The 14,216-nt window shown below is 56.2% G+C and carries 10 protein-coding genes; 4 read left to right on the forward strand and 6 right to left on the reverse strand.

Translation table 11 applies throughout. The annotated features are described in order from the left end of the window. Position 1 precedes the first annotated feature (1 nt). The 3 genes from corA to F7R27_RS05240 form a co-directional block, all read right to left on the reverse strand. The gene (gene corA / locus F7R27_RS05230; RefSeq protein ID WP_151703148.1) at positions 2–1,066 is read right to left on the reverse strand and encodes a magnesium/cobalt transporter CorA; all 1,065 of its coding nucleotides are present in this window, start codon (positions 1,064–1,066) and stop codon (positions 2–4) included. 116 nt (positions 1,067–1,182) lie between these two features. Then, a complete protein-coding gene (locus tag F7R27_RS05235) occupies positions 1,183–1,905 on the reverse strand; it encodes a pirin family protein (protein WP_151703149.1) in 723 nt (240 codons plus the stop codon). Between the two features lie 45 nt (positions 1,906–1,950). Further along, positions 1,951–2,400 carry a DoxX family protein gene (locus F7R27_RS05240; protein WP_151703150.1) on the reverse strand — a complete coding sequence of 150 codons (450 nt, stop codon included), beginning with the start codon at positions 2,398–2,400 and terminating at the stop codon, positions 1,951–1,953. A gap of 114 nt (positions 2,401–2,514) precedes the next feature. Between F7R27_RS05240 and F7R27_RS05245 the strand changes: the two genes are divergently transcribed. Genes F7R27_RS05245 through sbcC form a run of 3 tightly spaced genes read left to right on the forward strand, consistent with a single transcriptional unit; the run spans position 2,515 to position 7,792 of the window. Next, positions 2,515–3,465: a LysR family transcriptional regulator gene (locus F7R27_RS05245; RefSeq protein ID WP_240776238.1), complete on the forward strand. Its 951-nt coding sequence runs from the start codon at positions 2,515–2,517 to the stop codon at positions 3,463–3,465. 53 nt (positions 3,466–3,518) lie between these two features. Further along, positions 3,519–4,763 (forward strand): exonuclease subunit SbcD, encoded by a 1,245-nt coding sequence (sbcD, locus tag F7R27_RS05250; RefSeq protein ID WP_151703151.1) that lies wholly within the window; start codon positions 3,519–3,521, stop codon positions 4,761–4,763. After that, positions 4,760–7,792: an exonuclease subunit SbcC gene (sbcC, locus tag F7R27_RS05255; protein WP_151703152.1), complete on the forward strand. Its 3,033-nt coding sequence runs from the start codon at positions 4,760–4,762 to the stop codon at positions 7,790–7,792. The genes sbcD and sbcC overlap by 4 nt, the downstream gene beginning before the upstream one ends. Positions 7,793–7,796: 4 nt before the next feature. Here sbcC and F7R27_RS05260 read toward each other — a convergent pair whose 3' ends face one another. Both F7R27_RS05260 and F7R27_RS05265 read right to left on the reverse strand, forming a co-directional pair. Next, positions 7,797–8,669 carry an urea carboxylase-associated family protein gene (locus F7R27_RS05260; protein WP_151703153.1) on the reverse strand — a complete coding sequence of 291 codons (873 nt, stop codon included), beginning with the start codon at positions 8,667–8,669 and terminating at the stop codon, positions 7,797–7,799. 55 nt (positions 8,670–8,724) lie between these two features. Continuing rightward, on the reverse strand, positions 8,725–11,223 hold the full coding sequence (locus tag F7R27_RS05265; protein ID WP_151703154.1) for a cache domain-containing protein: 2,499 nt from the start codon (positions 11,221–11,223) through the stop codon (positions 8,725–8,727). A 192-nt stretch (positions 11,224–11,415) separates the two neighbouring features. Between F7R27_RS05265 and F7R27_RS05270 the strand changes: the two genes are divergently transcribed. Continuing rightward, positions 11,416–13,041 carry a methyl-accepting chemotaxis protein gene (locus F7R27_RS05270; RefSeq protein ID WP_151703155.1) on the forward strand — a complete coding sequence of 542 codons (1,626 nt, stop codon included), beginning with the start codon at positions 11,416–11,418 and terminating at the stop codon, positions 13,039–13,041. Positions 13,042–13,077: 36 nt separating this feature from the next. On the opposite strand, the gene F7R27_RS05275 is transcribed toward F7R27_RS05270, so the two are convergent. Then, positions 13,078–14,211 carry a lipocalin-like domain-containing protein gene (locus F7R27_RS05275; protein ID WP_151703156.1) on the reverse strand — a complete coding sequence of 378 codons (1,134 nt, stop codon included), beginning with the start codon at positions 14,209–14,211 and terminating at the stop codon, positions 13,078–13,080. Positions 14,212–14,216 lie beyond the last annotated feature (5 nt).

Genomic DNA, 14,216 nt, shown 5'->3' on the forward strand with positions numbered 1-14,216 from the left:
ATCAGAACCAGTGCCTGCGTTTGAAGTAGAGCAGCAGGCCGCAGACAACAGCAGTCATGAACAGCAACACGCCAGGGTAGCCCCAGTGCCAGGCCAACTCAGGCATGAATTCGAAATTCATGCCATAGACACCTGCAATAAAGGTCAGGGGCATGAAGATGGTGGCGATCAGTGTCAGTGTCTTCATTACTTCGTTCATGCGATTGCTGGCACTCGACAGGTACAGGTCCAGCATGCTGACCAGCAGATCGCGCAGGGTTTCAATCGTATCCAGTACATGAATCGTGTGATCGTACACATCGCGCAGATAGAGGCGCGTTTCCTGGCTGACCAGCGGTGTTTCATCACGACTCAGCCGGCTGAGCAGCTCTCTCAGCGGCCAGACGGCCTTGCGTAACAGCAACATCTCGCGTTTGAAGTGATGAATATGTGCCAGAGTGCCGGGTGTAGGGTTCTTGATCAGCTCATCCTCAAGCAGCTCTATCTCATCTCCCAGATTTTCCAGCAGCGTGAAGTAGTGATCCACCACAGCATCTATCAGGGCGTAGGCCAGATAGTCGGCATCAAGAAAACGCTTTCGGCGGCCTGAGCGCAGTCGCTCACGGACTCCGTCAAATACATCTCCCGGCTGTTCCTGCAACGAAATCACCAGGCGTTCACCCAGAATAAGGCTGAGCTGTTCAGTACGAATCTCACGCGTTTTCTGATCAAACTGAAGCATTTTCAAGACGATATAGAGATAGCCATCATACTCCTCAAGCTTGGGGCGTTGATCGGTATTCATGATATCTTCCATCACCAATGGATGAAGCTGCAGCAGTTTGCCGAGGGATTCGATCAAGGGGGCCTGATGGGTGCCATCGACATTGATCCAGGAAACAGTGTCACTGGTCAGCAACGGGAGGCAGAGTTCAGGATCACGAAGACGTTGCTCCGTGAGATGGGTCTGATCGAAATCGAATACTTCCAGCTGTGTTTCGGCGGCACTTCCGGTTCCTACGTGCACCAGGGTGCCGGGTGCAGCCCCGACCTTCTTGCCACGTTTGATCACCAGTTTGCGTGACATGCTGCTCTCCTGTTTACGATGGCTGAGTCCATGAGTTGCAAAGCGCAGCATAACGGAGAGACGAGTCAGGCGCCAATACCCTCGTGTTGTTATGAGGAGCATGACGCCTGTCAGAATCAGGGAAGATCGAACAGCAGAGCTCTGACCGGCTCTTCGCCCGCTGTCAGTTGCAGTTGTGTCAGCTCACCCAAGCGGACGCCATCTCCAGGATGCATTATCTCTTCAGCAGATACAGGCCCATCAACTGACAGTCCTTCTATCTTCAGATCACCATCAATCAGATGCAGGTAGTAGCGTCTGTTAACATCGGAATCCAGGTGCAGGGTCTCTCCTGGCTCCAGCAGCAACTGATACAGCTTCATCTTCTGCTTGATCACAAGACTGTCCGCTGCACCATCCGAGCTGGCCACCAGCGTCAGACCTGGCTTCTGACCGAAGTCCTTCTGCTGATAACCCGGGCTCTGTCCGTAGACATCAGGCAGAATCCAGATCTGCAGAAAATGCAGATGTTCACTGTCTGAAGCGTTGTATTCGCTGTGGGTGATCCCACTGCCTGCAGACATCAGCTGAAACTCACCGGCGGGCAGATGAGCGACATTTCCTTCACTGTCGCGATGAGCAATCCTGCCCTGCAGCACATAGGTGAGGATCTCCATATCCCGGTGGCCGTGCGGAGCGAATCCTGCTCCCGGCGTCACGCGGTCATCATTGATCACCCTGAGTGCGGAAAATCCCATCTGCTTCGGATCATGATAGTGCCCGAAGGAGAAGGTGTGTAGACTCTTCAGCCAGCCGAAACTGGCTCGCCCTCGTTCGTTAGCCTTTCTGATCTCAATCATGCGAACCCTCCCGGGAGGCGGCATGACCGCCCCCCTGTCAATATATCAGATGCGTGCCTGCAGCAGACGATCAAGACTCAGGCGGCCACCACCTGCCAGCAGCAGTGCCACAGAGCCTGACAGCAGCGCCAGTCCGAACTCATAGCCGTTGTTACTCAGGAACAGACCATGTTCAAAGTGTACGGCAAAGATCGCCACCAGCATGGTGAAGGCCAGAATCAGCGCTGTGGGGCGTGTCAGCAGACCGAAGATCAGCAGGATGCCGCCAAAGAACTCTGCCGAACCTGCGCCGAGTGCCATCAGATAGCCAGGTGTCAGGCCGATCGAGGCCATCCACTGTCCGGTAGCCTCCAGTCCATAGCCGCCGAACCAGCCGAACAGCTTCTGTGCACCATGTGCAGCGAAGATGATGCCCAGCGGCAGACGCAGTGCCAGAGAGGCCCACTGGCTGTCGGTTTTGATCAAAGTGTTAAAAAGTGTGTTCAGATTATTCATGGCATGTGTTCTCATTCAGTTCGTTAAATTTGAATAGTGATTTGTTCACTAATCGGCAATGTGTGAACTTTATGCCTGGATCGCTTGACATAAAAGCGGAATGATTTGATATTGATGTTCAAATTATTTGAATATCGAGTGGATTGTCAGATCATGCACCATGCCATCACGCTGGACGCCCTGAGGGTGCTGGATGCGATCGAACGTAAGGGCAGCTTTTCAGCCGCCGCGGATGCGCTGTTTCGTGTTCCCTCAGCCCTGACCTACACGGTGCAGAAACTGGAGTCGGAGCTGGGTGTCAGTCTGTTTGATCGCAGCGGGCAGAGAGCGCGCCTGACCTCCGCCGGACAGCTTGTTCTGGCAGAGGGGCGGGAGCTGCTGCTGGCTGCCAGTCGCCTGGAGGAGGCGGTCAAACAGCTGGAGTCCGGTTGGGAAACCCGGCTGCGTATTGCACGCGATACGATTCTGCCGGTAGAGCCGTTGCTGCGGCAGATTCGCGCCTTCCATCAACTGGATAAGCCGGTGGCACTGGATATCAGTGAAGAGGTGTTGGGCGGAGCCTGGGAGGCATTGGTTGCGGATCGCTGCGATCTGACGCTGGGCGGCAGTGGTGACCTGCCCAAGGGAGCGTTTGAGTATCGCCTGATGGGTGAAGTGAGCTTCGTATTTGCCGTGGCCCCGGAGCACCCTCTGACTCTGCATGACGGGCCGCTGGATGCCGCAGCAATAGCCGCCTATCCCACTGTGGTGGTGGCAGACTCCTCGCTGAGCATGCCGTCCCGTTCATCAGGCATACTGGAGAGTCGGCAGCGTGTGCGGGTAGCGGATATGAACACCAAACTGGAAGCGCAGCGGCTGGGGGTGGGTGTAGGCTTCGTGCCGCGGTATCTGGCGGCATCACTGCTGGCTAAGGGCGAACTGATAGAGCTGCCGTGCAGCGTACCACGCCCGCAGGTGCCGCTCTATCTGGCCTGGCGCAAAGATAATCAGGGCCGTGCACTGGCCTGGTTTATCGACGCCTGCCTGCAGGCGAACTGGCTCGACTGTCATCCACTACCTGATTGATAATTACGGTTTTCTGCTACCATACCCGCTTAACGTCTTTGACAGGGACCGCTATGCGTCTGCTCCATACCTCCGACTGGCATCTGGGCCAGCACTTTTTCGGCAAAAGCCGCCAGCCCGAACATCAGGCCTTTCTTGACTGGCTGATTAAACAGGTGATCGAGCATCAGGTGGATCTGGTGCTGGTGGCGGGTGATATTTTTGATACGGCCTCACCTCCGAGCTATGCGCGCGAAATGTATAACCGCTTTGTCGTGGCGCTGCAGAGTACGGGGGCACAGCTGGTGGTGGTTGGCGGAAATCATGACTCTGTGGCGATGTTGCATGAGTCCAAGGCCTTATTGGCTTGCCTCAATACCCATGTACTGCCGGGCCTGGCCCAGCCGGAGGAGCATCTGCTGCTGGTACCGGATCGTGACGGTGAGCCGGGCCTGCTGCTGTGCGCGCTGCCTTTCATGCGCCCGCGTGAGCTGATCACCAGCCATGCGGGGGAGGGTAGTGCTGAAAAGCAGCAGACGCTGGGGTTGGCCATTCGTGACAAGTATCAGCAGATATGGGAACTGGCACAGGCCAGACGTGTGAGTCTGGGGAGGGAGCTGCCGATTATCGCCACCGGTCATCTGACGGTGATGGGGGCTACCCTGACCGAGTCGGTGCGTGAGATCTATATCGGAACACTTGATGCGTTACCGGCTGATGCCTTTCCGCCGGTAGACTATCTGGCACTTGGACATATCCACAAGCCGCAACAAGTGGCCGGGCAGGCACATCTGCGCTATTGCGGCTCACCCATTGCATTGAGTTTCGATGAGGTGAAGCAGGAGAAGGAGGTGCTGCTGGTGGAGTTTGATACGACAGCACTGCAGCAGGTCAGCGCTTTGAAGGTCCCGCGTTGGCGTCCAATGGTGTCGGTTAAGGGGGATCTGGAACAGATTGCGAGCCAGCTGCAGGAGGCGGCGGCGATGGGAACGGAGGCATGCCCGGTCTGGGTGGAGGTCACAGTTCGTGCCGACAGCTACCTGAATGATCTGCAGGAGCGGATACAGACCCTGACACAGGGGGTGCCGCTGGAGGTGTTGCGTATCCGCCGTGAGCGCAGTCAGGCGGTGTCAGGACTTGCCGTGCAACTGCGGGAAACGCTGGCAGAGCTGACACCGGAGGAGGTGTTCATGCGGCGACTGGAGCAGGAGGATATGAACGAAGAGCAGCGCCAGTCACTGCTGCTGATGTACCGGCAGCTGCTGGAACAGATAGCGCATGAGGAGGGTTCTGAGCCACAGGGAGAACAGCAGGCATGAAAATACTCACGCTGCGCCTGAAAAACCTCAACTCACTGAAAGGCGAGTTCAAGATAGATTTCACCCAGGCGCCGTTTGGCGATAATGGCCTCTTTGCCATCACCGGTGCTACAGGAGCAGGCAAAACGACGCTGCTGGATGGAATCTGCCTGGCACTCTATCACCAGACACCGCGCATGAAAGTGGTCTCTGCCAGCAGCAATGAGCTGATGACCCACCATACCGCCGAAGCGCTTGCCGAGGTTGAGTTCGAAGTGAAGGGCGTCGGCTATCGCGCCTTCTGGAGCCAGCGCCGCGCACGTGATCGGGTGGATGGAAATCTGCAGGCGCCGCGGGCTGAGCTGGCCCGCATCGCCGACGGTGAGATACTCAGCAGCAGAATCAATGAAAAACTCGCCATGACCGAGCAACTGACCGGTCTGGATTTTGCCCGCTTCACCCGCTCCATGCTGCTGGCACAGGGAGGTTTTGCGGCATTCCTGAATGCCAGCCCGAACGAGCGTGCCGAACTGCTGGAGGAGCTGACTGGCAGTGATATCTACGGCGTCATCTCCAAGCGGGTGTACGAACGCACCGCTCAGGAAAATCAGGCGCTGGAACTCCTGAAAAGCCACATGGGCGGGTTTGAACTGCTCAGTGATGAGCTGCTGGCAGAGCTGGAAGCCGAGCGCAGTCAGTTGGCGCAGCAGGAAGAAAGGATAACAGAAGCGCGCGACCGGCAGCTTGCGCTCATCAACTGGCGTGAGAAACTGGATCAGGCGCAGCAGCAGGCCGAGCTGTGTCGGCAGCAGCAACAGCAGGCCAGCGCCGAACAACAGGCGAAGCAGGCTGATCTGCAGCGCCTTGATCACAGTGAACCAGCTGAGCGCCTGCGCTTTCCATGGCAGAGCCGGCAGGAAGCCCTGCAGGCAATGAAGCAGGCCGAAACTCAGCGCAGCGAGCTGATCGGTTCACGCAAACAATTGTTGTCACAGTGGTTGCAACGGCAGCAGCAGGCGAGTCAGGCACTGGCACAGGGCAAAGCACAACTGACAGCACAGCAGCAATCCCTCAGGCAGGCGCAACAGACTGCCGAGGCTTCACTGCAACTGCTCGACAGGCAACTGGCTGCTGCTCAGTCGGTAGTCAACGTGCTACTGGGGGAACTGTCGGAAGCAGAGCTCAGGCAAAAGCTGCAGCAACAGCAGAGTGTGCTGGACGATCGCCGCAGGGTGGTACAGCAGCTGCATAATCTGGTGAAGCAACAGACCAGGATGCAGCAGTCACGACAGCAGGTCCGGGCCCGCCTTGAACAGTTGCAGCCGGAGCTGACCGAACAGATCAAACTGAGGGACAGTCTGCGGGACAGCTGGAAAAGCCTGAAAGAGCAGGTGGAGGATAAACAGCGCCTGCTGTTGCAGGAGCAGCGGATCATGGCGCTGGAAAAATATCGTGCCGTGCTGCAGCCGGATGAGGCCTGCCCTCTGTGTGGCTCGCATGAGCATCCATCGATTGAGGCCTATCAGGCGCTGGAGTGTTCGGCGACCGAGCAGGCGTTGCTGCTCAAGCAGCAGGAGTGGGAGGCGGTCAGGCAGCAGGGTGAAGCAGTGGGTCATCGGGTGACAGCCCTGCTGACCGAACAGGGGAAAATGGAGGAGGAGCGGCAGCGATTTGAGCTGGAGTGGCAGCAGGCAGAGGAGGAGTGGCGAGGCTACTGTACTCAACTGGATGCCGTGCTGTCCGATCAGGCAGCACTGGAGCGTTATGCGCAGCAGCAGGAGACTGACGCGAAAGCCCTGAAAAGTCAGATAGAGCAGCTGGATCAGGCCTCCAGTGCAGTGCAGCTGCAGAAGCAGGAGTTGCAACAGGCCATAGATCAGTCGCGCCTGCTGCAGGATAAGCAGGTGCAGCTTGATCAGCAGCAGGCGCAGTGGCAGCAGCAGGCGCAGCGCCTTGAGGAGCTGCAGCAGCGATGCACCGACCTGAACGGAGAGTCGGTCGCAACAGCAAGCGAGGGTGTTCAACAAGGGCAGTCGCTGACTGAAGAGGCATCTTCGGCGTTGCCACAGATGATAAGAGTAATGGAGAGTCTGCTGGAGCAGATGAGTCGGCTGGAAGGGCAGCTGCAGGCTCAGCAGGAGATTTACCAGCGTCAGGCGCAACAGACAGATGAACGTGAGCAGGAGTGGCTGCAGGCGCTGGAGCAGAGCCCCTTCAGTGATGAAGTCGCGTTCAGAGCCGCCCTGCTGCCGGAGACTGAGCGCCAGACGCTGATCCAGCTCAGGCAGACATTGGAGCGGCGGGTACAGGATGCAACCTCAAGGCTGGAGGCCGCGACAGAGTTGCTGGGTGCGTTGCAGAGCGAGTCTCTGACTGAACTGGCGCTGGAGCAGCTCAGAGCAGGGCAGGAGGAGATCACCAGGCAGTTGCGCGAACTGGGACATCGACAGGGGCAGCTGTCCTCCCGTATTCAGGCTGATCTGGAACGGCGGCAGCAACTGGCAGCACTGCAGCAGCAGATCACTCAGCAGCAGGCGATTCATGAGCAGTGGCAGCGTCTGAACAGCCTGATAGGCTCGCGTGAGGGAGACAAATATCGCCGCTTTGCTCAGGGTTTGACACTGGATCACCTGATCTCACTGGCTAATGAGCAGTTGCATCGACTGCATGACCGCTATCAACTGGCGCGCAAGCCTGGGGCCGAGCTGGATCTGGAGGTGATCGATACCTGGCAGGCGGATGCTGCGCGTGATACGCGGACCCTGTCAGGTGGCGAAAGTTTTCTGGTCAGTCTGGCGCTGGCACTGGCCTTGTCTGATCTGGTCAGCCACAAGACCAGTATCGATTCGCTGTTTCTGGATGAGGGCTTCGGCACGCTGGATGCCGAAACCCTTGAGATTGCGCTGGATGCGCTGGATAACCTCAATGCCAGTGGCAAGACGATTGGCATCATCAGCCATGTCGAGTCGCTCAAGGAGCGTATTCCAGTGCAGATACAGGTCAGCAAGAGCAGCGGGCTGGGGGTCAGTACGCTGCGTATTTGCGGTTAAACCGCTATCCCTTGCCGAACTTTTCGGCTTTGATTGCCGTCCAGTCGACCTCCGGCTGGCGCAGGCCATGCCCGCCTCGATAGGCTGGTGATTCTGGTGCCACCCAGCCTTCGAGCGTATCGGGGGCGAGCTGATAGATCTCGACGCCCAGCGGGCGACACACCTCCAGTGGATCGCGTGCCTCCGGCCCCCACAGGGGTACCGACAGGTCTCCTCCGGGGCAGGTTGACAGGGCGCAGAGCAGATCTATCTCGGCAAAAAACTCCAGATAGTCGCCTTTCTTGGCAGGGCAGGCCTTCATGAAGTACTGATCCTGCTCGTTCAGCCCAGTGCACTGGAACACATTCAGCACATCGTGCACATCCCGCTCATCCAGTCCGAATGGGAGCACGGCCCGCACCAGATTGGAGTGGCAATGGAAGTCGAAATCCTCACCGGTCAGCAGGTGATTGACATAGGGGTCGCAACGCGTGCCGAGCAGATCATGAAGACGCCCACCCTCGGCATCCACACCATAGTCAGCCAGGCTGTCGTCGGTAATGGTGGCAATGGGGCGAAGATAGGGTAGAACACTCCACAGGCGATCATGAATACTGATATGAGCGCGCTGAATCTGGCGTGTGCGGGAGGCCCAGAAGCGCTCGCGCGGGTTATGCAGATTCCACAGATTGAGGTCCGCAACCTGCGGGCCCTCCAGTGTCACGATCCGAAATACATGACCAGCCGGCACTGTCCAGGCGCGGCCACTGCGGATAGGGATGGTGTGCGACTCGATCAGCCTGCGCCCCGGTGTCTCTCTGATGCGGTCATAGAGCGCCTTGTCAATCGCCAGTGATGATCCTTCGCCCGCCTGATATGCGGCTTCTGTACCCGACATGATCGCCTCCATTACTCTGAGTTCAGTATGAAGGTTATAGCATTTTTTCCCTGTATCAGGCGATGTCTGTGGTGTTGTCTGACACGATCTGATCAAAAAAACAGTAGCGGCTTTTGCCGGACATCTTCGCCTGATACATCGCCTGATCGGCTTCACGCAGAAGCTGGTCGGCATCGGTTGCCAGGCCTTCTGAGGTGCTTTTCGGGTAAAAGGTAACACCGATACTGGCCGATACTTCAACCCTGGCACTATCTAGTCGGATCGGTCGGGAGGCTGATTTCAGAAGACGATCCAGAATCGGGATACAGGTTTCCTGGCTGTCCAGGTCGACCAGTACCGCAACAAATTCATCGCCACCCAGCCGAGCCAGGGTGTCACCTTCACGCAGGGCCTCCTTCATTCGGCCGGCAACCTTGATCAGCAGGGTATCACCGGCCTGATGGCCGTGGGTGTCATTGACCGCCTTGAAACCATCCAGATCAAGATAAACAACAGCCAGAAGTTGCCCCTGGCGGATCGTATGCGCCATCGCCTGATGCATGCGATCCGCCAGTAGAATCCGGTTTGGCAGATGGGTTAATGCATCATAGTGCGCGATATGTCTCAGTTGCTGTTCATGGCGTTTGAGATCGGTGATATCAGAGAAAAGCGATACAAAGTGGGTGGTGTTACCCTGAGCATCCTTGACGGCACTGATGGTCAGCATCTCTGCGTAGACTTCGCCATCCTTGCGCCTGTTCCAGACCTCACCGCTCCAGTGTCCGGTTTTGATCAGTGACTGCCATAGATGTCTGTAATATTCCTGACTCTGTCGGCCTGAGTTGAGAAGACGTGGATTCTGGCCCAATACTTCATCTCTGGTAAATCCGGTGATACGGGTAAAGGTTTCGTTCACATCGAGTATTTCGCCATCTGCGGTCGTGATCATGATCCCTTCGCGTGCATGGGTGAATACACTGGCTGCCAGGTGCAACTGGCCCTCGGTGCGTTTGCGCTCTGTGATATCTCTGGAAACCCCCAGAAGTTGTCTGGGCTGGTTGTTTTCATCCAGCAATAGTGTCAATACCGCCTCCGTCGGCAGTACCTTGCCATCCTTGCATGGGTGGTAGAGTTCAATGCTGAAATTACAGGCTGCCATGTCACCTGATCTGACTCTGGCGATCTCTTGCTGTAGTTGATGTTCAAACCGGATCAATGATTCAGGTGTCAGGGAGTTATCAAATGGGTGCATCAACACCTGATCAGGGGAGTAGCCCAGAAGTCTCATCACCGAGGGGCTGATGTAACTGAAGGTTTTTTCCGGCAGATCTATCAGCCAGATGATGTCATTACTGTTGTTGGCAATCAGTCGATAACGCTCCTGGCTTTTCTGTAACGCACGACTGAATGCGCGATTGTCTGCATGGTAGCGGGCAAAGAGGTTGCGTGACCAGAAGGAAAAAAGCAGAGATGCTGCAACACCGATGATCAAGGCAATCGTCACGGCACCTGTGAGTGTCCAGACCTGCTTGCCCAACGAGGCTTGATGTTCAGCCAGTTCCCTGTTCAGAGAGGCTTTCATCTCATCATCTTTCATGGTCACAACCATAATCCAGCCCCAGGGGGTAGTTGTGTTGACCAGTGCGGTTTTCAGGTAGGTCGTATCAGAACCCGGGTCGGAAAATTCATATTGAATGAAGCCACCGCCTGTATGAGCATGCTCATACAAAGACTTGATCGCTTCGCGCTCTATGGGTGGCATGTCACTGAAGTGTCTTCCTTCCAGAGTTGGATCATTGGGTGACAGCAGTGAGTAACCCATCTCATCTATCAATCCGATATAACCACTTTCCGCAAAGCGGAAGCTGCGAAAGCGAGCCAGGGCTTCCTGTTTCAGCAGTTGATCCCATTCATAGGTGTAATCGCCGGTACCGATCAGCCAGTCAAAGGGCTCGAAATAGCGTACATAGGCCAGCTTGTCAGCCATCTCGGTCGGATTGTCGGGTCGGTACCAGCGATAGTTCGAGAAGCCTTCGCCTGCAGGCAACCGCGCTGCTTCGATCAATCCGCGCATGATGTAATGGCCGGTATCGTCACGGTTATCGATACCCATTGTGCCCTCAACTTGGGGGGCGGTCGGCAGCAGAATGAACTGCCCATCCATATCGTCTATGAAAAAATAACCCCGGTCATCGAAGAAGCGAATATCCCGCAGTGCCTCAACGATCAGACGTTTGATCTCCTGTTCGGAGTGTTCAGCAGACGCTTGCCGATAGATCGCTTCCACCATCTGTATTGCGTTGTCTACCTGTTCACGTATGCCATGACGCAGCATCGCCTCGGTTCGGGAACGAGTGAAGTCAATATAGCTGATAGCTGAGTCCATCTCGTTTTGCAGTCGGTTCTGCTGCTCGGCCGTGGCAGCGGCCTTGATACGAGTGATGGAGGCGCGATAATCTTGAGCGGCCTGCCAGGAGAGGTATCCACCCAGAAGTGTCGTCAGGAGCAGAATCGTGATCAGCGTGCCGATCAGGTGCAGGCGAGGCACGGTTTTTTCATTGATATTCAAACGCACACGGTTGCCTTTTATTGATCCTGATCAATAGATGATTTGTTATATATTAGTGAAAAGCAGAAGGCGTTCTACTTGGCAGACATCCGTGCTAGCGTCTATATTCTAACCGAATTCTATCCCAATATCTAAGACTTATGTCTGCAGGTATGCAGGCCAATTTCATGGCGTGAACTACGTAAAGGACCCTACACCATGTTTCAAAACCTGGCGATTAACAAAAAGCTGCTGATCCTGATTCTATTGGCTGGAGTTGAGCTGGTGATTCTGACCAGTCTGGCACTCTTCACCATGCGCAACTCGCTGCAACAGGAGCGAGAGCTTCAACTTAATGCGCTGATCGACAGCGCTTACTCCCTGGTACAGGCCCAGTACACTCAGGCTCAGAGTGAAGGCGTTGGCAGTGATGAGGCTCAGGCTCAGGTGCGGCAGTTGTTGCAGAGCATGCGTTATCAGGGCGAAGAGTACTTTTTTGTGATAGATAAGCAGGCGCATGTGGTCGCGCATGGTGGTAATCCTGCGCTGATGGGGCGGGATATGACCGGCTTTCGTACCGACGATGGTCGAGCACTGTTTGTCGAGATGGCGCAACTGGCAAACCGTGGTGCCGGAAGTGCTTACTTTCGCTACAACTGGCCACGTGCTTCCGGCTCCGAACCTGTTGCTAAGCTCTCTTATCTGAGAGTATTTGAACCCTGGGGCTGGGTAATTGGCAGTGGGGTATATATTGATGATCTGGCAACCTCATTCCAGCGCAATCTGCTTATCATGGCTGCAGTGCTGATAGCGGGGCTGATACTGCTGGTGGCTGTTGCCGTGCCTGTTGCCCGCTCGGTTATCCGTCCTCTTGAGAGGATTAATCAAGTGATGGCTCAGGTGGCTGAGGGAGACCTGAGCGTGAGGACTGCCCTGACCAGTCGGGATGAGCTGGGCAGAGCGGGTCGGCGTATTGATGACACGTTGAACACTTTTCAGCAGTTGATTCAGCAACTGGCAGCCTCTGTCACACAGGTTTCCGGCAGTGCAACTGATCTTGCGCGCAGTGCTGAGGCCACCAGTCAGGCACTGGACAAGCAGACTCGTGAGACCGAATTGCTCTCCGCTGCCATGAACCAGATGGCTGCGAGCATTCATGAGGTTGCGCGCAGTGCCAGTGACACCTCGACCGCTATTGATGAGGCAGATCATGAGGCGGACGAGGGCAGTCACGATGTGGAAGATACCGTCATGAAAATTCAGGCACTGGCGAGCGAGATTGAAATGGCTGCCGGTGTGATCAAGGCGCTGGAAACCGACACAGTGCAGATCAGCGAAGTGCTGGGCAAGATCAAGGCGATCTCGGAACAGACCAACCTGCTGGCGTTGAATGCCGCGATTGAGGCTGCGCGTGCAGGTGAGTCCGGGCGCGGCTTTGCAGTGGTTGCTGATGAGGTGCGTCAGTTGGCAAAACGTGCTCATGAGTCCACCGATGAGATCAGTGATCTGAACAATCGTCTGCGCTCGGCGGCGCAGCGTTCAGTTGAAGTGATGGAGCGCTCCCGCATCCGGGCTGATGAAAGTGTGTTGACGGCAGAGCATGCCGGCAAGGAGCTGCAGCGGATCGTTACTCATATGGACAGTATCAGGGATATGGGGCTGCAGGTAGCGTCAGCAACAGAGGAGCAGAGCCAGGTATCTGAGGAGATGAACTCCAATCTGCTTAATATTACTCAGGCATCTGAAAATACGGTGATGGCGGCGAGCACGGTTGCCAGCAGCAGTGAGCAACTGCAGCAACTGGCAACTGAGTTGCAACGCCAGATCAGCCGCTTTCGGGCCTAGTTGTACTTCTGCACGAGGTCAGGCTATCTGGTGATATCAGTAGCCGGTCATCTCCAGATAGCCAACCCCCTGATGGCTGCCATCGATGCTGATCGGCCCTTCCCAGTAAGGATAGGTGGTATCCATCCAGGCAGTGGGGTTGAGTGCTGATACCTGGGTCTTCAGCTCGCGATGGGGGATCTCGATCTCCCAGGCAGTGGGCAGTTGCTTGCCGGCAACAGGGGTGTGATGCAGAGGCGTCATGATCACCACGGCATCCTGCAGGGGCTCTGTATTGCCTTCGGCACTGATCCAGGTGCCGGAGTGGAAGGGCTTGTCGGCTGTATGGCGAAGCTGGAACAGCATCAGCTTTTCGCCTGTTTCCAGATGCAACGAAAACCAGTCCCAACCTTGCTGTCCTTCCGCCAGCCACTGGCTGCTCCACTCCCTATCCATCCAGGCCTGCCCGGTAACGGGGATCACCTGATCTCCAATCTGTAACTCGCCCTCTGCAGCGAAAAAAGGCTGGCTGTAGTAGTAGGATGCCTGTCCCTGCTCTGACTTCAGGCTGAAACCCTGATCGCCCTGCAACACAACCTGCCGATCAGTTGTCAGGCTCAACTGATAGCTGAAGGTTTCTGTTGTTGCTTCCAAGTGCAGATGAGACAGCGGATCATCACCTGTATCGGCCAGACTGAGCAGTTGCCAGTTATCGATCCAGGCATGAAAGGGTGTCAGCTGCACATCGGCCTGGCCGATACCGCCACGGGCAAAGTTTTCACTGTGCAGATGTTGTTCGGCAGAGGTGATGGCTGCATGTCCCATCCACAACTGCTGATTCTGCCAGCCGCTTCTGGGTGTATCGGCATCCAGAGGTTGTCGAAACAGGGTCCATTGAACACCATAGGGTGTGCCATCCGGCCCCTGCAGGTTTGCAGTCAGATACCACCACTCGGTGCGGAAGGTTGGGTGTGGCGCATGGTCCTCAGGAAAACTGAGGGTGTGACCGGGTAGCACCTCGGTAAACCCTTCACCGCTGGCATCCAGACCGGCAAACCCGCTGGGCGATGCGCGTTCTGCGCTTTGATCGCAGCCAGTCAGGAGTGATAAAAGCAGTAAAAGCCCCAGTCCTGCAGTAGCTTTTCGCACACGCCCGATCAGAACCGGCTTCAGGCGGTTGTTTAAATGCATAACTG

The organism is Nitrincola alkalilacustris (genome assembly GCF_008973755.1).
GTDB classification, from domain to species: domain Bacteria; phylum Pseudomonadota; class Gammaproteobacteria; order Pseudomonadales; family Balneatricaceae; genus Nitrincola; species Nitrincola alkalilacustris.